At 67.7% G+C, this 17939-nt stretch carries 17 protein-coding genes; 8 read left to right on the forward strand and 9 right to left on the reverse strand.

Features of this window, described 5'->3' with window-relative positions:
* Positions 1-65 precede the first annotated feature (65 nt).
* On the reverse strand, positions 66-1682 hold the full coding sequence (locus IJ15_RS0108365; protein WP_031937886.1) for an acyl-CoA synthetase: 1617 nt from the start codon (positions 1680-1682) through the stop codon (positions 66-68).
* A 283-nt stretch (positions 1683-1965) separates the two neighbouring features.
* Between IJ15_RS0108365 and IJ15_RS0108370 the strand changes: the two genes are divergently transcribed.
* The 4 genes from IJ15_RS0108370 (at position 1966) to IJ15_RS0108385 (ending at position 6471) form a co-directional block, all read left to right on the forward strand.
* Positions 1966-2907 (forward strand): 3-oxoacyl-ACP reductase, encoded by a 942-nt coding sequence (locus tag IJ15_RS0108370; RefSeq protein WP_031937887.1) that lies wholly within the window; start codon positions 1966-1968, stop codon positions 2905-2907.
* A 19-nt stretch (positions 2908-2926) separates the two neighbouring features.
* Complete coding sequence (locus IJ15_RS0108375) at positions 2927-3679, forward strand: SDR family NAD(P)-dependent oxidoreductase (RefSeq protein WP_031937888.1); 753 nt, start codon at positions 2927-2929, stop codon at positions 3677-3679.
* A gap of 246 nt (positions 3680-3925) precedes the next feature.
* Positions 3926-5479, forward strand: a complete 1554-nt coding sequence (locus IJ15_RS0108380) for a GMC family oxidoreductase N-terminal domain-containing protein (RefSeq protein ID WP_456238384.1) — start codon at positions 3926-3928, stop codon at positions 5477-5479.
* A 203-nt stretch (positions 5480-5682) separates the two neighbouring features.
* The gene (locus tag IJ15_RS0108385) at positions 5683-6471 is read left to right on the forward strand and encodes a VOC family protein (protein ID WP_031937890.1); all 789 of its coding nucleotides are present in this window, start codon (positions 5683-5685) and stop codon (positions 6469-6471) included.
* A 7-nt stretch (positions 6472-6478) separates the two neighbouring features.
* On the opposite strand, the gene IJ15_RS0108390 is transcribed toward IJ15_RS0108385, so the two are convergent.
* A complete protein-coding gene (locus tag IJ15_RS0108390; RefSeq protein ID WP_051918634.1) occupies positions 6479-7390 on the reverse strand; it encodes an amidohydrolase family protein in 912 nt (303 codons plus the stop codon).
* Between the two features lie 171 nt (positions 7391-7561).
* Here IJ15_RS0108390 and IJ15_RS0108395 point away from each other — a divergent pair, with 171 nt between their 5' ends.
* Positions 7562-8701 carry an NADH:flavin oxidoreductase gene (locus IJ15_RS0108395; RefSeq protein ID WP_031937892.1) on the forward strand — a complete coding sequence of 380 codons (1140 nt, stop codon included), beginning with the start codon at positions 7562-7564 and terminating at the stop codon, positions 8699-8701.
* 76 nt (positions 8702-8777) lie between these two features.
* On the opposite strand, the gene IJ15_RS0108400 is transcribed toward IJ15_RS0108395, so the two are convergent.
* Together IJ15_RS0108400 and IJ15_RS0108405 are read right to left on the reverse strand one after the other, a co-directional pair.
* Positions 8778-9596 carry a CPBP family intramembrane glutamic endopeptidase gene (locus IJ15_RS0108400; RefSeq protein WP_031937893.1) on the reverse strand — a complete coding sequence of 273 codons (819 nt, stop codon included), beginning with the start codon at positions 9594-9596 and terminating at the stop codon, positions 8778-8780.
* Positions 9593-10846 (reverse strand): MFS transporter, encoded by a 1254-nt coding sequence (locus IJ15_RS0108405; RefSeq protein WP_031937894.1) that lies wholly within the window; start codon positions 10844-10846, stop codon positions 9593-9595. The genes IJ15_RS0108400 and IJ15_RS0108405 overlap by 4 nt, the downstream gene beginning before the upstream one ends.
* A 122-nt stretch (positions 10847-10968) precedes the next feature.
* Here IJ15_RS0108405 and IJ15_RS0108410 point away from each other — a divergent pair, with 122 nt between their 5' ends.
* Positions 10969-11901, forward strand: coding sequence for a LysR family transcriptional regulator (locus IJ15_RS0108410; RefSeq protein ID WP_031937895.1), 933 nt, complete (start codon positions 10969-10971; stop codon positions 11899-11901).
* Between the two features lie 91 nt (positions 11902-11992).
* On the forward strand, positions 11993-12433 hold the full coding sequence (locus tag IJ15_RS0108415) for a DUF7832 domain-containing protein (RefSeq protein WP_031937896.1): 441 nt from the start codon (positions 11993-11995) through the stop codon (positions 12431-12433).
* A 28-nt stretch (positions 12434-12461) separates the two neighbouring features.
* Here IJ15_RS0108415 and IJ15_RS0108420 read toward each other — a convergent pair whose 3' ends face one another.
* The 5 genes from IJ15_RS0108420 to IJ15_RS0108440 form a co-directional block, all read right to left on the reverse strand.
* Positions 12462-13217, reverse strand: coding sequence for an iron ABC transporter ATP-binding protein (locus IJ15_RS0108420; protein ID WP_031937897.1), 756 nt, complete (start codon positions 13215-13217; stop codon positions 12462-12464).
* Positions 13214-14215 (reverse strand): iron chelate uptake ABC transporter family permease subunit, encoded by a 1002-nt coding sequence (locus tag IJ15_RS0108425; protein WP_081880643.1) that lies wholly within the window; start codon positions 14213-14215, stop codon positions 13214-13216. Before IJ15_RS0108425 ends, IJ15_RS0108420 begins: the two co-directional genes overlap by 4 nt.
* Complete coding sequence (locus IJ15_RS0108430; protein ID WP_081880644.1) at positions 14212-15243, reverse strand: ABC transporter permease; 1032 nt, start codon at positions 15241-15243, stop codon at positions 14212-14214. Before IJ15_RS0108430 ends, IJ15_RS0108425 begins: the two co-directional genes overlap by 4 nt.
* Positions 15244-15266: 23 nt before the next feature.
* A complete protein-coding gene (locus IJ15_RS0108435) occupies positions 15267-16214 on the reverse strand; it encodes a siderophore ABC transporter substrate-binding protein (protein ID WP_031937900.1) in 948 nt (315 codons plus the stop codon).
* Between the two features lie 143 nt (positions 16215-16357).
* The gene (locus IJ15_RS0108440) at positions 16358-16918 is read right to left on the reverse strand and encodes a ribonuclease H family protein (protein ID WP_031937901.1); all 561 of its coding nucleotides are present in this window, start codon (positions 16916-16918) and stop codon (positions 16358-16360) included.
* Between the two features lie 73 nt (positions 16919-16991).
* Here IJ15_RS0108440 and IJ15_RS0108445 point away from each other — a divergent pair, with 73 nt between their 5' ends.
* Positions 16992-17924, forward strand: coding sequence for a DNA-3-methyladenine glycosylase family protein (locus IJ15_RS0108445; protein ID WP_031937902.1), 933 nt, complete (start codon positions 16992-16994; stop codon positions 17922-17924).
* Positions 17925-17939 lie beyond the last annotated feature (15 nt).

Genomic DNA, 17939 nt, shown 5'->3' on the forward strand with positions numbered 1-17939 from the left:
TCAGCTCTCACGCGAACGGCCCGCTCCCCTTCCGGGAGCGGGCCGTTCGTGTCTGGATCGGAGCGTCAGTCGGCGGCTTCGAGAGTCGCCTTCGCCCAGCGGTAGTCGGCCTTGCCCGCGGGCGAGCGGACGACCTCGGACACGACGACGAGAGTGCGCGGCACCTTGTAGCCGGCGATCTGGGTCCGGCAGTGCGCGATCACCTCGTTCTCGTCGAGATCGTCGATGCCGTCGCGGGGCGAGATGACGGCCGACACCCGCTGCCCGTAGGTGGGATCGGGGATGCCGGCGACGAGCGCGTCGAGCACGTCGGGATGGCTCTTGAGCGCCTCCTCGACCTCCTCGGCGTACACCTTCTCGCCACCGGTGTTGATGCACGACGATCCGCGGCCGAGCACGACGATGGTGCCGTCCGCCTCGACGCGGGCGAGGTCACCGAGCACGGACAGTCGGACACCGTCGACGACCGGGAACGTCTTGGCCGTCTTCTCGGGGTCGTTGTAGTAGCCGACCGGCACGTGTCCGGCCCGGGCCAGGTAGCCGACGTTGTCCGAGCCGGGTTCGATGGTGGAGAAGTCGGTGTCGACCACGCGTGCCTTCGGCGACGGCGGCATCCGCAGCAGGCCGTCCTCGTCCTTCTTGAGTTCGCCGTCGTTGCCGGACTCCGACGAGCCGAACGCATCCCGCAGGTAGGTGTTGGGCAGCAGCTTGGTCAGCTTCGCGCGGACGCTGGCCGACCACAGCGCGCCGCCGGACCCGATGATCCACAGCGTGCTCAGGTCGAACCGTTCACCGTGCTCCTCGATCGCGTCGGCGAGCGGACGGGCGATCGCGTCGCCGACCACCATGACAACGTTGATCTTGTGCTGGTCGACCAGTTCCAGCGCCTCGACCGGGTCGTACTTGGACATGAGGACCTGCTTGGATCCCATGAACATGCAGGTGAACAGCGAGTACGACGCAGCGCCGTGCATTAGCGGCGCGGTCACAAGGTAGGTCATCGCGAACTGATTCGCGGCCGCGGCGGCCCCGAGCGCGGCGGGCGTGAGGATGGGATCGCCGCCCATGACCGCGCCGCCGGCGAGCGCGGCGTGGTAGAAGTCCTCGTGTCGCCACATCACGCCCTTGGGCATGCCGGTGGTGCCACCGGTGTAGATGACGTAGAGGTCGTCGTCACTGCGCTCGGCGAAGTCCCGCTCGGCCGACTGCGCGGCGACAGCCTTGTCGTAGTCGACGACCGAGACATCGGCAGCCGCAGCGGCTTCCGAGAGCGCCGGGCCGGCAGCCTCACCGATCAGGACGATGTGCCGCACGGTCTCACACTTGGGCAGTACCTCCGCGATGACGTCGCTGAACTCGCCGTCGGCGACCACCGCAGCCAACTGCGCGTCGTTGTACAGGTAGACCAGTTCGGCACCGACGTAGCGGAAGTTGACGTTCACCGGGACCGCGCGGATCTTCAGGCAGCCGAGCAGCGCCTCGACGAATTCGAGGCTGTTGCGTGCATGGAGACCCACGTGATCGCCGGGCCCCACCCCCTGCGCGGCCAGGTGGTGCGCGATCCGGTTCGCGGCGGCGTCGAACTCGGCGAACGTCCGCGATTCCGATCCGCACACGAGCGCGACCTTGTCCGGCACGGCATCGATGACGGCTTCGGTGAGGTCCGCAAGGTTGAGTGACATGGGTGGCCCTTCATGGAGAATCGCACAACGAGCAAGAGTGCGTTCTACCACATGACCCCACCCCGTGTGCCTGACATCACAGCCCTTCGAGTAGAACATATTCCGATAGGTCGATCAATAGCCCCGCGAAGAGTTCCGGGCCACCCCGGCAACGGCCGGATCTCGCGCTGATCTGCGGAAGTAGCGGCCATGGGCGCGCAGTCGAAAATGCGACAGACCCTTGTGTAAAAACTAGAATGAATACTAGTTTGAGAGTCATCGTATAGAAGGTAAGGAGCCCGACATGGACGAATCCCTGAGCTTGGCCGGTCGTACAGCCATCGTCACCGGTGCCGGAGCGGGCCTCGGCCGCGCCGAGGCACTCGCACTGGCCGAGGCCGGTGCGGCGGTCGTCGTCAACGACATGGGCCCTGCGGCCAACGACGTCGTCGACGAGATCAAGGCCGCCGGCGGACAGGCGCTCGCCGTCACCGGCGACGTCTCCGACTGGTCGCTCGCCGGGCGCATGATCGAGGAAGCCGTCGCGAACTTCGGATCGATGGACATCCTGGTCAACAACGCGGGCATCCTGCGCGACAAGATGATCTTCAACCTGTCCGAGTCCGACTGGGACGACGTCATCCGCGTCCACCTCAAGGGCCACGCCGCGACCTCGCACGCCGCGGCCGTGCACTGGCGTCAGGCGAGCAAGGACGCCGGCGGACCGATCTACGGCCGCGTCATCAACACCTCCTCCGAGGCGTTCCTGTTCGGCTCCGCCGGACAGCCGAACTACTCGGCCGCCAAGGCCGGCATCACCGCGCTGACGCTCTCGACCGCGGCCGGCCTGTCCCGCTACGGCGTGCGCGCCAACGCGATCTGCCCCCGCGCCCGGACCGCCATGACCGCCGAGGCGTTCGGCACCGAGAACAACACCGGCGCGCAGGGCCTCGACCCGTTGGCACCGGAGCGCGTCGGCACGCTGGTCCGCTACCTCGCGTCGCCCGCGTCGGACGAGATCAACGGTCAGGTGTTCGTCGTGTACGGCAAGATGGTTGCACTCATGGCCGCACCGCAGGTCGAGAACCGCTTCGACGCAGCCGGTTCCGAATTCTCCATCGAGGAGCTCTCGGGTCAGATGACGCCGTACTTCTCGGGCCGCGGCCCGTACGAGACCTACGCCGCCTACAGCGTCGCGGGCCTCGAGAAGATCGCGCTCGCCACCGACACGCCCGCCGGCGTCTGATCCCGGACGGGGGTTCGTCATGAGACTGCAGAACAAGGTAGCGATCGTCACGGGTGGCGCGGGCGGCATCGGCCGCGCGATCACCCGGGTGTTCTCCCGCGAGGGCGCGAAGGTGCTGTTCGTCGACATCAACGACGAGCAGGGTTTCGCACTCGAGAAGGAGATCGCGGAGGCCGGTGGTGAGGGCAAGTTCCTCAATGTCGACATCTCGCAGCCGGACTCGGCGGCGACGATCCGCGACGCCGCGGTCGCTGCGTTCGGCGGGATCGACGTGCTGGTGAACAACGCGCACGCGTCGCGGCAGGCGCCGCTGCTCGAGCAGACCCAGGAGATGTTCGACATCTCGTTCAACACCGGTTTCTACCCGACGGTGCACCTGATGCAGGCCTGCTACGAGGAGTTGAAGAAGTCGCAGGGCTCGATCATCAACTTCGGGTCCAGCTCCGGCCTCGAGGGCATGCCGACGCAGACGTCGTACGCGGCCGCCAAGGAGGCCATCCGCGGCGTCAGCCGGGTGGCTGCCAACGAGTGGGCCGCGGATCAGATCCGCGTCAACGTGCTCTGCCCGTTCGCGGCGACCGAGGGAGTCGTGGCCTGGCAGAAGGCATTCCCCGAGCGCGCGGCCGCGTCCGTCGCGAAGGTCCCGCTGCAGCGGATCGGCGATCCCGAGACCGACATCGCGCCGATCGCACTGTTCCTGGCGAGCGACGACTCGAAGTACATGACGGGTCAGACCGTCATGGCGGACGGCGGCAGCCTCAAGCTGCGCTGATCCGATCCTCGACGGCGGAGCCGAGAATGTCTCGGCTGTACCAATTTTCCGGTACCGCCTCGTAACCTCCTCTGTCGGCGGTATAACCCTGGCAGCTTGCCGTACAACGCAAGCCACCCAACAAACCGCCGACAGAGGAGTTCCATGACCGAAAGCCGGGCGAACAGAGCCACCGCAACTCGGGGGGTTGCAGATGTCTCACGCCGCCGATTTCTTGCAGGTACGGGCCTGACCGCGGGAGCACTGGTGCTCTCGTCGATGTCGACGTCCGCTGCAGCCTCCCCTCGCCGGGCGCTCGCCGACGGCGACCGCATTCCGGCACTGGTCATCGGCAGTGGCTACGGAGGCGCAGTCGCTGCGCTGCGACTGACGCAGGCCGGCATCCCCACCCAGCTCGTCGAGATGGGCCGCGCCTGGGACACTCCCGGATCCGACGGCAAGATCTTCTGCGGGATGCTCAATCCCGACAAGCGCTCGACGTGGTTGTCCACCACGACCGATCAGCCTGTCAGCAACTTCATGGGCTTCGGCATCAACAAGAACATCGACCGGTACGTCGGCTTGCTCGACTCCGAGCGGTTCTCCGGCATCAAGGTGTACCAGGGCCGCGGCGTCGGCGGCGGTTCGCTCGTCAACGGCGGCATGGCAGTTACCCCGAAGCGCAACTACTTCGAGGAGATCCTGCCGTCGGTCGACTCGAACGAGATGTACAACACCTTCTTCCCCCGCGCCAACTCGGGGCTCGGTGTCAACAACATCGACCAGGCCTGGTTCGAGTCGACGCCGTGGTACAAGTTCGCGCGCACCGGCCGCAAGACCGCCCAACGATCCGGTTTCACAACGACTTTCGTGCCGAATGTGTACGACTTCGAGTACATGAAGAAGGAGGCCGCGGGCCAGGTCACCAAGTCGGGACTCGGCGGCGAGGTCATCTACGGCAACAACGCGGGCAAGAAGTCACTCGACAAGACCTACCTCGCGCAGGCCGCGGCCACCGGCAACCTCACGATCACCACCCTCCACCGCGTCACCACGGTCGCGCCGGCGTCCGGCTCGGGCTACAGCGTGACGATGGAGCAGATCGACGAGCAGGGCAATGTCGTCGCCACGAAGGTCGTCACCGCGGACCGGGTCTTCTTCGCCGCGGGCAGCGTCGGCACCAGCAAGCTGCTCGTGTCGATGAAGGCGCAGGGCCACCTGCCGAACCTGTCGTCGCAGGTCGGTGAGGGCTGGGGCAACAACGGCAACGTCATGTTCGGTCGCGCCAACCACATGTGGGACGCCACCGGATCGCAGCAGGCGACGATCCCGACGATGGGCATCGACAACTGGGCGGACCCGACCGCGCCGATCTTCGCCGAGATCGCCCCGCTGCCGGCAGGCCTCGAGACGTACGTCAGCCTCTACCTCGCCATCACGAAGAACCCGAACCGCGCCCGGTTCCAGTTCAATTCGGGCACCGGCAAGGTCGACCTGTCGTGGACCGTGGCGCAGAACCAGCCCGGTATCGACATGGCGAAGAAGGTCTTCGACAAGATCAACAAGAAGGAAGGCACGATCTACCGAACCGACCTGTTCGGTGTCTACAAGACGTGGGGCGACGACTTCACGTACCACCCGCTGGGTGGCTGCCTGCTGAACAAGGCCACCGACAACTACGGCCGCCTGCCCGAGTACCCCGGCCTGTACGTGGTCGACGGCTCGCTGGTGCCGGGCAACGTCGGCGTCAACCCGTTCGTCACGATCACGGCCTTGGCCGAGCGGAACATGGACAAGATCATCTCGACCGATCTCGTCTAGAAGCCCTGACGACCCCTGCCCGTGTCCCTTTTCTCCCCTCACCGGGGGCGCGGGCAGGCCCGTTCTGCGATAGCCTTTCACCATGCTCGACCGCGTGTCGCAGCGATCCCGGACGGATCCACGTCCGTTCCCTCCCTACACCTTCGGCGGCAGGCGGCCCGAGTCGACCGCGCCCGGTCGACGGTGAATGAGAGGACATCGCGATGTCGACACGTTCGAGTTACGACCAGGGCATTCCCGCTTGGGTCGATCTGCAGACCTCCGATCAGGCTGCGGCCAAGGAGTTCTACACGGCGCTGTTCGGCTGGTCGTACGACGACCTACCGATGCCAGCGGAGGACGCCGTCTACTCCGTCGCGACGCTGCGGGGAGAACGAGTCACGGCGATCGCCCCGCTCCCCACCGGATCGTCCCCCTCCGAAACCCCCTCCCAGTGGAACACCTTCCTCGCGGTGGACGACGCGGACGCGTCGGCGGCGAAGGTCGAACCCGCCGGCGGTCGGCTCCTCCTCCCGGCCTTCGACGTCGGCAAGGCGGGGCGGATGGCGCTCGTGGCCGACCCCACCGGCGCCGAGGTGGGACTGTGGCAGGCCCGCAACCACGTCGGCGCCGGCCTGGTCAACGAGACGGGCACCCTGATCTGGAACGAGCTGATCACCGATCAACCGTCGACCGCACTCGAGTTCTACGCCGCCGTGGTGGGGCTGGGCAGTGCGACGATGCCGATGCCCGACGGCGCCGAGTACACCGTCCTGCAGGTACACGACGACGGGGTCGGCGGGTGCTCGCCGCCGCCGCGGCCCGACGTCCCCAACCATTGGCACGTCTATTTCTGCACCGAGGACACCGACGCCACGGTCGCGAAGGCCGCCGCGGCGGGTGGCGCGCTCATGGCCGAACCGTTCGACATGAAGACCGTCGGACGGATGGCGGTGCTCACCGACCCGCAGGGCGCGGTGTTCAGTGTGATGCAGCCGGAGCCGGCGGCCTGACCCCTCGTCAGCCGATCTCGAACAGGCGCGCGGCGTTGTGGTGGACCACCGCGCGCACCCAGTCGTCTCCGAGATCGAAGCGTTCCAGGGCATCGAGCGCGGCACGGTACGAGTACGGGATGTTGGGGTAGTCGCTGCCGAAGAGGATGCGCTCGCCCAGGTCCCGCAGCCGTGACAGTTCCGCGCGCGGGAACGGTATCTGTGCCTCGGTGAAGTCGGTGAAGGCCATCGTCGTGTCGAGGTACACGCTCGGATAGCGGTCCGCCAGGTCGAGGAACTCCGAGTACTCCGGCATCCCCATGTGGGCGATCACCAGCGCGAGCCGGGGATGCCGGGCGAGCAGGGTCGCGATGCGGTCGGGCCCGGTGAACCGGCCCGGCGCGGGCCCCGATCCACAGTGGATGACGATCGGGGTGCCGCTGTCGGCGAGCAATCCCCACACGGGATCGAGCAGCGGATCGTTCGGGTCGTAGTCGCCCACCTGGATGTGCGACTTGAACACCCGGGTCCCGGCGTCGAGTGCCGCGGTGACGTACGCGGGCGCCGATTCCTCCGGGTAGAAGGTGGCGGTGTGCAGGCAGTCCGGTGTGCGGTCCGCGAACTCGGCGGCCCACTGGTTGAGCCAGGCCGCCATGTCCGGCTTGTGCGGGTACAGCATGGAGGTGAAATGGCTGACGCCGAAGGCACGCAGATGCTCGACGCGGGTGTCCTCCTCCATCCGGTACCGGATCGGCCACTCGCGACCGGTGAGCGGGCCGGCCGAGTCGAAGTAGGCCCACACCTTGTCCATCACCCGTTTCGGCATGAAGTGGGTGTGGACGTCGATCAGCGTCGGCAGTCCCAGTCGCTCCCGGAACGCCACCACGTCCGCGGTGTCGGATTCCCAGTCCTGTTCCACCCGGTCAGCGGACTCGCACATGCACTGCCCCTCTCGTCAGCCTGCGGTCCGGGGTGACGCCGGACACTCCCGACGACCCTAGTCCCGACGGATTGCGCTGAGTGAGACCTGGGTTTGACGCGGGCGTAGAGGACTGAAAATCTACCTAACACTTGCTTGGTTTCCGTTGACACTCGAGAAGGCATTGACGACATGACCAGTTCATCTCCCCTGTTCCAGCCGCTGAAGGTTCGGTCGCTCGAGCTCGCGAACCGCATCGTGATGTCGCCGATGACGCGCTCCTACTCGATCGACGGGGTCCCCGGCGACGACGTCGCCGGCTACTACCGTCGCCGCGCCGAGGGCGGCACCGGACTGATCGTCACCGAGGGCGTCGCGATCGACCACGAGACCGCGGTCGACAACTCGCGTGTCCCGCGCCTCTTCGGCGAGGAGTCCCTCGAGGCCTGGCGCAAGGTCGTCGACGGCGTGCACGAGGCCGGCGGCAAGATCATTCCGCAGCTGTGGCACGTCGGCCCGCTGTGGGGCGCGATGAGCAAGGTCGATCCGGCGCTCAAGCCGATGCGCCCGTCGGGCGAGTGGGGCCCGCTGGGCACCACGTCGTACCCCGAGTCGTACACCTCGTGGGTCACGCAGGCCACCGAGGCGATGACCGAGCAGGACATCGCGGACGTCATCTCCGCGTTCGCCCGCGCCGCTCGCAACGCGATCGACGTCGGCTTCGACGGCATCGCCCTGCACGGCGGCCACGGCTACCTGCTGGACTCGTTCCTGTGGGCCGGCACCAACAAGCGTGACGACGAGTGGGGCGGCGACCTCGAGCGCCGCACCCGCTTCCCCGTCGAGGTCGTGAAGGCGATCCGCGCCGAGATCGGCGAGGACTACCCGATCTTCTACCGCTTCTCGCAGCACAAGCAGCAGAACTACACCGCGCGCATCGCGGAGACTCCCGACGAGCTGAAGGTGATCCTCGGTGCGCTGGCGGCGGCCGGTGTCGACGTGTTCGACGCCAGCATCCGCCGCTTCGACTTCCCCGCATTCGAGGGCAGTGACCTGTCGCTGGCCGGCTGGGCCAAGGAAGTCACCGGCGCGCTCACGATGGCCGTCGGCAGTGTCGGTATCGGAAAGTCGCTGCGCGACAGCCGCATCGAGGGTTCGGCGCCGGTCGTCGACAACATCCCCGAGCTCGAGAAGCGCATCGGCGGCGGCGAGTTCGACCTCATCGCCATCGGTCGCCTGCACCTGGCCGACCCGGCCCTGGCGTCGCGTCTGCGCGCCGGCGAGCCGCTGCCCGAGTTCGTCCGCGACGTGCACGAGGGCTCGCTGACGTAGCCCGCCGCCCTCGCGCCGTGGCCGGAACATGGGCCACGGCGCGAGCGCCCGGGTGGAAGCCCCGGAAGCCCCCGGCCTAGGTGCTGGGACCGGTCGTAGCGTCGGCGGCGGTCGCGGCCGGTTCGATGGACCGACGCTTGACGAGCAGCACGATGGCGAGCACCGGGTAGACCAGGATGGGTGCGAACACCCCGACGTAGCTGCCCTGGTCCAGCAGCACCGCCGTGCCGCTGAGTAGCGCGAAGTCGAAGAGCCCGTGCAGGGTCGAGTTCAGTGCGTTGCTGCCCGACACTCGCCGCGTGAGATAGAAGAAGTAGCCGGCGAGGCTGACGATGATCGCCTGGGGGATCGCCGACGCACCGCCGTGGCCGAAGACGTTCGTCAGGTGCACCGCACCGAAGACGAGGCTCGACCACAGTGCCACCTGTCCCTCGCGCAGACCGTGATTGCGCAGCACCGTCACCCCGATGCCGCGGAACATTCCTTCCTCGCCCCAGCCGACGAACTGTGTGGCGACGAGGAGGGTGACGACGAACAACCAGCCCTTCTCCCCCAGCGAGCCGTAGTCGATCCCGACGAGGATCGCGACGAGGAAGATGGCCGGCACCACCCACAACCAGCGATTGACCGGACGATCGTCCTTCATCACCGGACGCCACCACCCGAGCCACGCGACGACTCCGTAGGTGAAGATCAACGCCAATCCGAGTGGGATGAGCATCGTGAAGACGACTCCGCGGGTCGTCAGCGTGTCGCTTTCGTCGCCCCAGCCCGAGATGAGTCGGCCTCCGAGCTGGATGATCAGCAGATACACGACGACGACCGCCGCGAAGCCGAGGTAGGACAAACGGCGTCCGGTACTGCCCGGCGCGGGTACAGAATTCCCTGTTGTCATCGCGCAATCCTAGGAGCGTCGGAACGCTCCGTCGCGCTGAACGATTCGGGCTCGTCCCTTCGCAACAGAAGCACCGGGGTCGCGAGCAGGAGTACACCCGCGATCCCGATTGCGATGCGCGCGTCCGTAGCAGCCGCGAGCACACCCCCCAAGGCCGTCAGTACGGCGATCGCCCCGGTACCGGTCACGTTCCAGGCCACCATCATCCGACCGATCTGCGCTGCCGGGACGCTCTCGAGCCGCTCGGTCGCGAACAGCGGATTGAACACTCCCATGCAGGTGATCAACGCCAGTTCGATGCCGATGACAAGGACAACCCCTGCAGTCCCGGGCGCCACCAGGACCAACCCCACAGGCCACACCGCACGAAGCACCCCGGCGACGAGAAGTACTCGGCGCCGCCCGTACCGCGCGTCCAGAACGGGAGCGATCCGGGCACCGACGAACCCACCGATGCAGGGCAGCCCGAAGGCGAGTCCGTACTGCCAGGCCTCCCAGCCCAGATCCCTGAGCAGCAGGACTGCGAGCAGGGGTTCGGTGGCCATGATCAATGCGTTGACCGCCACGGTGTTCCAGAACAGCCGGCGCAACCGTGGCTCACTGCCGATCACCTTCCAGCCCTCGACCACGTCCGCAGCGCGAAAGGCCGTGGGCTGCTCCCGGGTCGCGGCGCGTTCTCGCTCGCGGATCATCCCGATGCTCAGCGCCGACAGGAGGAACCCCGCGGCGTTGGCGATCACGGTGACGACGGGGCCGAGAACGCTGATGGCCCCACCCCCTACGGTGGGACCCACCGCGGTGGCGGTCCAGGTGGTCGACTCGAACCGGCCGTTGGCCACCAACAGCTGATCCGGTCGCACGATCTGTTTCAGGTAGGCGCTGCCGGCGGCCGTGAAGGCGATGTTCGACACGGTGCCGAGTGCCGACACGACCAGCAGTTGCGTGTAGGTCAGCATTCCCAGCACGTAGGTGACCGGGATGGTGAGCAGGGCTACGCACCGGACGATGTCAGCGATGATCATCACCGGTTTCTTGCGGCGAGCCTCGACCCACGGCCCGAGTGGCAGGGCAAGCACCGCACCCACCAACAGTCCGACCGCCGCCAGAGCGGAGACCCCGACTGCGCCGACGTCGAGGACCAGGACGGCGATGAGTGGGAATGCACCGAACCCGAGCCAGGTACCGGCGGTGGACGCAGCGAACGCCGACCACAACCATCCGAACGATCGCCCCAGATTCTCCCGAGCCATGAAACCCTCTCCCCCACAACCGATCATCGACAGTGAGGATTCGACCAACCCGGCCGGCGGGAATCAAACAACGACAAACCCCGCGAGCCACAACCGCCGGTTGTAGCCGTAGGGTCTCGGCCGTGGACATCGAAGCTGTGCGCACCTTCGTCACCGTCGCGCGCGTCGGGCAGTTCCAGGAAGCCGCCGCCGATCTGCGTGTCACCCAGCAAGCCGTGTCCAAGCGGATTGCCAACCTCGAACGAGCGCTGGGGGTGACGTTGTTCGACCGCACAGCACGCGGGGCCCGGCTGTCACTCGACGGCCAGGCCTTCCTGCCGCACGCCGGCGGAATCCTGCGGGCCGTGGAGCGCGCCGAAGCCTCGGTGCGCCCGGGAGAACGGACGTTGAGGGTGGATGTCCTCAACCGGCGCATCGCTCCCGCTCTCGCCCTGCAGCGCTTCCACCGGGACCACCCGGAAATCGATCTCGACGTGGTGACGCTGCCGGATGCGAACGCCACCGCGGCGACCGAGGCCGTGCTCACCGGATCGATCGATGCGACATTCCGCTCCGTTCCGGTATCGCCACGCGACCTGCCTCACGGCATCGTGGCCGAGCGAATACGGGACGATCCGTTGCAACTGCTGGTCGGGCCCGATCACCCGCTCGCCTCTGCGCCGTCACTGAATCCGGCGGACCTGGCCGAGTACCGCGTGTGGATTCCGGGGATCAAGCAGGGCACCGAATGGGCCGCGTTCTACGACGAACTCGCCGAGGCGTTCGACCTGCGTATCGATGCCGTCGGTCCCGACTTCGGGGCCGAGGCCCTGATGGACGCGATCGCAGCCTCGTCAGCGCTGGCGACCCTGGTCGGTGCCGGTGACCGATACGTGTGGCCCGCGACGCACGGACTTCGGCGCATCCCGCTCACGAATCCCACTCCGGTCTACCCGCACTCGTTCGTGTACCGGGCAGGAAACCCGCATCCCGCCCTGGCCGCGCTCCGCCGGCATGTGGTCGAATCACGTCCGGCCCCATCAGGAAACACCTGGTTCCCGAGCTGGGCCCGATGAACGGACGGCACGGGGCCGACACTCGGTGATGCGCCACCACTAGGCTCTTCGAGAGTGTTCCGCCCCCGCGGGGCGGGAAGCGAGTGACAGCATGACCAAGTACGACGACGCCGATTGGCACTACGGCGGCGAGTTCCCGGAGGACCTGCCGAATGCGGCGGGCGGCACCCACATCGGCATGTTCGCGGCGTGGTGCCTGCTGGGCGGTTTCGCGGGTGAGGACATCGCCGACGAACTCGATCCGCTCGAGTCGCGGGAGCAGACGCCCGGCCAGTTCCTGATGGACGTGCTCGACGAGAAGTTCGTCAGCGACGATCTCACCGCCGACGGCAACGCCTTCGCCGTCGCGTACTACCAGGGTGAGGACGACAACTCCCGGTTCATCGCCGACTACCTCGCCGAATTCGACACCACGGCAGCGCAGCTGTATCACGTGCCGGACACGTGGGAGGTGTACGACCGGATCGCCGATCGGATCGACGCCCGCTTCCGGGCGTGGGCGGACGGCGGACGGCCGCACTTCGTCGCCTGACGCGCAGGGGACGTCGCCGCTCCCTACGTCAGAAGTACACCGCGATCCGCTGGCCGCCGATGTCGTGGACCTCGATGTCCATGTCGTAGACCTCGCGGAGCACATCGGAGCGCAGGATCTCGTCGACCGCGCCGTCGGCGACGACCCGGCCGCCGCGCATCGCGACGATCCGATCCGAGTGGCACGACGCGAAGTTGATGTCGTGGATCACCAGGATCACCGTCTTGCCCATCTCGTGAGCCATGCGGCGCAGCAGGCGCATCATGTGCTGCGAGTGCTTCATGTCGAGGTTGTTGAGGGGCTCGTCGAGCAGCACGTAGTCGGTGTCCTGCGCCAGCACCATCGCCACGAACGCCCGCTGCCGCTGCCCGCCCGACAACTGGTCGAGGTACCGGTGCGTGTACTCCGCCAGCCCGGCGTACTCGATCGCCCGATCCACCGCCTCGTGGTCCTCGGCCTTCAGCCGGCCCTGTGAGTGCGGGAACCGGCCGAACTCGACGAGTTCGCGGACCGACAACCGGACGGAGGTGTTGTTGTCCTGCCGCAGCACCGAGAGCCGCTTGGCGAGAATGTCGTTGGCGGTACGGCGCAGATCCAGGCCGTCGATGCTGACGCTGCCGGCGTCGGCGTCGAGTAGTCGGCTGACGATCGACAGCAGCGTCGACTTGCCCGCGCCGTTGGCCCCGATGATCGACGTGAGCCCGCCGACGGGGATGTCGAGATCGACGGAGTCCAGGACGGTGTCGTCGCCGTAGGACTTGGCGAGGTCGCGGATCGTGATCACAGTCGGGCTCCCCGGACGAGTAGGGCGATGAAGTAGATGCCGCCGACGAAGTTGACGACGACGATCAGGGCCGAGTTGTAGTCGAGCAACCGTGCCAGCACGAACTGGCCGCCGACGAGCGCAATGATCGCGAGCAGTGTCGCGGCGGGGACGGTCCAGCGGTGCCGGAACGTGCCCATCAGCTCGCGGGCCAGGTTCGCCACCAGCAGCCCCAGGAACGTGATCGGCCCGACCAGCGCGGTGGCGACCGACACCAGCACGGCCACGAGCACGAGACTGCGGTTGACCACCTTCCGGTGATCGACGCCGAGGCAGATCGCCTGGTCCCGGCCGAGGGCGACCACGTCGAGCTGGCGGAACAGCTTGGCGCCGTACAGCGTCGCACCGATCACCGCGATCGTGGAGACGGCGAGCAGCTCCACCTCGACGTTGTTGAAGCTCGCGAACAACGCGTCCTGCAGGGTGATGAAGTCGTTGGGGTCGATCATCCGCGACGCCAGGCTCGACAGTCCGGCGAACAGCGAGCCGAGCACGATGCCGACGAGCACCAGGACGTACAGGTCGCGTGAGCGTTTGCCGAACAGCCAGCGGAAGAGCAGCAGCGCGAACCCGATCATCACCAGGACCTCGACGCCGAACTTGAGCCGCGCGTCGATCAGCGCGAGCGCGCTGGCGCCGAAGAAGAACACGACGAGGGTCTGGATCAGCACGAACAGGTTGTCGAAGCCCATCACGCTGGGGGTGAGGATCCGATTGTTGGTGATGGTCTGGAAGAGCACCGCCGAGTAGGCCGACGCGTACCCGACCAGAACCATCGACAGCACCTGCCGCCCACGGATCTTCATGGCGTAGTCCCACGAGCCGGTGAGGAACAGGAACATGTACGCGCAGATCGCGAGCACAGCGAGAACCGCGAGGACGACCAGGACGCGGATCTGGCGGGACGTCGACGGCGCGCCCGCCCCGACGGACGCGGCGGTGGGGACGGTGGTGGTCATCGCGTCCTCCGGGCCCGCAGGATCAGCACGATGAAGACGACGGCGCCGACTACGCTCGCGACCGTGCCGACCGGAATCTCGTAGGGGTAGCGGATCACTCGGCCGACCACGTCGCACACGAGGACGAACAGCGCGCCCGCGATCGCGGTGACCGGCAGGACCCGGCGCAGGTTGTCGCCGAACACCATCGTCACGAGGTTCGGCACGATCAGCCCGAGGAACGGGATCGCGCCCACCACGACGGTCACGACCGCGGTGGTGACCGCGACGATCACCATGCCGACGTTCACGACGGCGTTGTACGACAGGCCCAGGTTCTTCGCGAACGCCTCCCCCATGCCGGCGACGGTGAACCGGTCGGCGTACAGGTACGCGACGACGATGACGGCGAGGACCAGCCAGATCACCTCGTAGCGGCCGCGCAGGATGCCGGAGAAGTCGCCCGTCGTCCACGTGTTGAGCGCCTGGGTCATCTCGAGGCGGTACGCGAAGAACGTCGTCACCGCCATCACCACGCCGCCGAACATGAGGCCGACGAGCGGGATGACGATCATGTCGGTGAACACGACGCGCTTGAGCAACTGCATGAACAGGAACGTGCCGACCAGCGCGAAGACGATCGCGATCAGCATCTTGCCGAGCACGGACTGACCGCCGATCACGACGGTGGAGACCAGCACGCCCAGCAGCGCCCACTCGACGGTGCCGGCGGTGGTGGGTTCGACGAACCGGTTGCGGGTCAGGTTCTGCATGATCAGACCGACGACACTCATCGCGGCGCCGGCCAGCAGGATCGCGATCAGCCGGGGCACGCGGGAGACGAGGAAGACCTCGATCTTCTCGCCGTCACCGCGGAACAGGTCGAGCGGGCTGATGTCGGCCACGCCGACGAACAACGATCCGAACGCGAGGACCAGCAGCAGCGCGAGCCCCGCCACGATGTGCCAACGCCGAAGGGTCGGGTGCGACGAGGCGCGCTGCGCGTCTCGTCGCACCCGACCCGGGCGTGACGTCACTTCAGTAGTCACGGGCGGAATCTCGAGGGTGCCGGTCAGGCGCCGACGACGTCGCCGACGACCTTGATCTGATCCTCGACCGCGCTGATGCCGCTCGGCGCCATGTACCACGTGTAGAGGTCGAGGTAGACGATCTTGTCGTTCTTCGCGGCGTTGGTGCCGGCGACGAGCGGATTGTTCAGCACCGGACCGGCATTCGGGCCGGTGGTGTCGCCCAGGGGCGCCTCGCGGTCCTGCACGAAGATGACGTCCGGGTTCGCCTTCGCGATGTACTCGAACGAGACGGCGTCGCCGTGCGCGACCTCGGTCGCGAAGCTGTCGTTGACCGGCGCGATGCCCAGATCGTGGATGATGCCGTAGCGCGAGCCGGGCCCGTACGCGGTGACCTCGGCGGCCTCGACACGGGTGATCAGGCCACGCAGGTTCGCGGCGGTGGCCTTCGCGGCGACGGCGTCGTACTGCTCCTGCACCCCGGCCCAGCGCGCGTCGAAAGCGTCCTGCTCGCCGTAGATGGCGGCGAGGTTGCGGTTCTGCTTCTCGGTGCTGGCGAGGAAGTCCTTCGCATCGACGGTGAGGTCGACGGTGGGGGCGATGTCGCTGAGCGCGTCGTACGCGTTGGCGGTGCGTGCCGCGACGATGATGAGGTCGGGCTCGAGCGCGTTGACGGCCTCGAAGTCGGGCTCCTTGAGCGAGCCGACCTTCGCGGTGCCGTCACCCTGGTAGCGCGTCAGGCTCTCGGGCCACTGCGTGAGCTGCGGGACACCGACGGCGTCGGGGAGTTCCAGATCGATCATCGACTGCAGCACGCTCTGGTCGAAGACGACGACCTTCTCCGGGTTCAACGGAACCGTGGTCTCGCCCTGGGCGTGGGTGATGACGACGGTCTCACCGGCCGCCGCCGTCGAGGTGTCGGACGAGCAGGCACTGAGCCCGAGCGTTGCGGCGGCGAGGATCGCCACGGCCGCAGTGAGCCGGATACGCATGGTTCTCCCGAGGGTTTGGTGCGTCACCCGACCGATGCCGGGCGGGTGAGCGAACGCCCCAGGGAGCAATTAGCCAACCGTAACCTAAATTAACATATCTTTACCTAAGTTCCGGGCGGGCCTCGTCACATGCGGCTCGTGGGTCAGAACAGCGTCAGCATCGGCTCCGGTTCCGGCTCCGGCTTCCGGACGGGGGCCGGAGCCACCGCCACGGCCGGTTCGGGGACCGCCGACGCCGGTGTGAGCCCACGCCACGGCCGCGCCACCTTCGGATCCGACGCGACGGCGCGCGCGGCCTCACCGGCCAGCTTGTCCGCCAACTCGTTGAAGTGGTTACCGACGTGCCCGCGGACCCAGCGGAACCGCACCGGACCGGTGCGTTCGGCGATGGCCCGGTCGATGTCCTGGACCAGTTCGAGGTTCTTGACGGGCCCGCCCGATGCCGTCTTCCACCCCTTGCGCTTCCAGCCGGGCAGCCACTCGGACGCGCATTTGATGGCGTACTGGGAGTCGGACTCGATGAGCAGCGGTTCGGGACCGGGATGCGCGACGACGGCCTCGACCAGCGCCCACAACTCCGCGATCTGGTTGGTACCGGAGACCGCGCCGCCCGACCCGCTGGGACCCTCGTGTGCGACCCACGCCCATCCGATGGCACCGCCGGGATTCTTCAGGCACGAACCGTCGGTACTCACGATGATCATGGCTTCGGACAATACGGGTTCCCTCCGACACGACTCGGTCCGGTCTCGGCGTGGCGGCGATAGGCTGCCTGGGATGACCGATACGGCCTCCGAAGTGCAGTTCGAGGTGTCGACGCGACGCCCCGTGGATCTCGCGGCGACGCTCGCGCCGCTGAGCCGTGGGCGTTTCGATCCGTGCCATCACCGCGAGCCCGACGGAACCGTATGGCGCACCTCGCTGCTGCCGTCCGGCGCGGTCAGCTACCGCCTCCGCCAGCGCGGCCCGGCCCTCGTCGACGTCCGTGCGTGGGGCCCGGGAGCCGGAGAGTTCGAGTCGTTCGTGCCCGGACTCGTCGGCGAGGACGACACCGACCGGTCCGCCGACTTCACGCCCACCCATCCGAAGCTGGTCGACGCGCACCGACGGTTCCCGAACCTGCGGATCGTGCGGACCGGACGGGTGCTGGAGGCGCTGGTGCCGGCGATCCTCGAGCAGCGGGTGCACACCGTCGCCGCGCAGACGTCGTGGCGGCAACTGGTCCGGAGGTTCGGCAGCCCCGCGCCGGGGCCGGCCCCCGACGGCATGCGGGTCCCGCCGAGCGCGGAGACGTGGCGGCGGATCCCGTCGTGGGAGTTCCACCGCGCGGGCGTCGACCCGCGGCGCGCGCAGACCGTCGTCGCCTGCGCGCGCGTCGCGGACCGCCTCGAGGAGACCGTCGGGATGGATCACGATGCGGCGTATCGCCGGTTGCGGGCCGTCCCCGGTGTCGGACTGTGGACCGCAGCGGAGGTGGCTCAGCGCGCACTCGGCGACGCCGACGCCCTGTCCGTCGGTGACTTCCACCTGTCCGCGATCGTCGGGTGGACACTCCTCGGCCGGCCCCTCGACGACGCCGCGATGGTCGAGTACCTCGCCGACCTGCGCCCGCACCGCTACCGCGCGATCCGGCTACTCGAGGTGAGCGGTCAGGCCCGCAAGCCGAAGTTCGGTCCGCGCACGCCGATCGTCGACCACCGGTGGCACTAGCTCGCGGCAGCCTGA

This window comes from Prescottella defluvii, assembly GCF_000738775.1.
Classification (GTDB): Bacteria; Actinomycetota; Actinomycetes; order Mycobacteriales; family Mycobacteriaceae; genus Prescottella; species Prescottella defluvii.

What these genes read in the sequence shown, in the direction of transcription:
- IJ15_RS0108400 (WP_031937893.1), bottom strand. Translation starts at nt 9,596, where the DNA reads ATGACAACAGGGAATTCTGTACCCGCGCCGGGCAGTACCGGACGCCGT.
- IJ15_RS0108375 (WP_031937888.1), top strand. Translation starts at nt 2,927, where the DNA reads ATGAGACTGCAGAACAAGGTAGCGATCGTCACGGGTGGCGCGGGCGGC.
- IJ15_RS0108390 (WP_051918634.1), bottom strand. Translation starts at nt 7,390, where the DNA reads ATGTGCGAGTCCGCTGACCGGGTGGAACAGGACTGGGAATCCGACACC.
- IJ15_RS0108445 (WP_031937902.1), top strand. Translation starts at nt 16,992, where the DNA reads ATGACCGATACGGCCTCCGAAGTGCAGTTCGAGGTGTCGACGCGACGC.
- IJ15_RS0108405 (WP_031937894.1), bottom strand. Translation starts at nt 10,846, where the DNA reads ATGGCTCGGGAGAATCTGGGGCGATCGTTCGGATGGTTGTGGTCGGCG.
- IJ15_RS0108415 (WP_031937896.1), top strand. Translation starts at nt 11,993, where the DNA reads ATGACCAAGTACGACGACGCCGATTGGCACTACGGCGGCGAGTTCCCG.
- IJ15_RS0108365 (WP_031937886.1), bottom strand. Translation starts at nt 1,682, where the DNA reads ATGTCACTCAACCTTGCGGACCTCACCGAAGCCGTCATCGATGCCGTG.
- IJ15_RS0108435 (WP_031937900.1), bottom strand. Translation starts at nt 16,214, where the DNA reads ATGCGTATCCGGCTCACTGCGGCCGTGGCGATCCTCGCCGCCGCAACG.
- IJ15_RS0108385 (WP_031937890.1), top strand. Translation starts at nt 5,683, where the DNA reads ATGTCGACACGTTCGAGTTACGACCAGGGCATTCCCGCTTGGGTCGAT.
- IJ15_RS0108370 (WP_031937887.1), top strand. Translation starts at nt 1,966, where the DNA reads ATGGACGAATCCCTGAGCTTGGCCGGTCGTACAGCCATCGTCACCGGT.
- IJ15_RS0108440 (WP_031937901.1), bottom strand. Translation starts at nt 16,918, where the DNA reads ATGATCATCGTGAGTACCGACGGTTCGTGCCTGAAGAATCCCGGCGGT.
- IJ15_RS0108425 (WP_081880643.1), bottom strand. Translation starts at nt 14,215, where the DNA reads ATGACCACCACCGTCCCCACCGCCGCGTCCGTCGGGGCGGGCGCGCCG.
- IJ15_RS0108395 (WP_031937892.1), top strand. Translation starts at nt 7,562, where the DNA reads ATGACCAGTTCATCTCCCCTGTTCCAGCCGCTGAAGGTTCGGTCGCTC.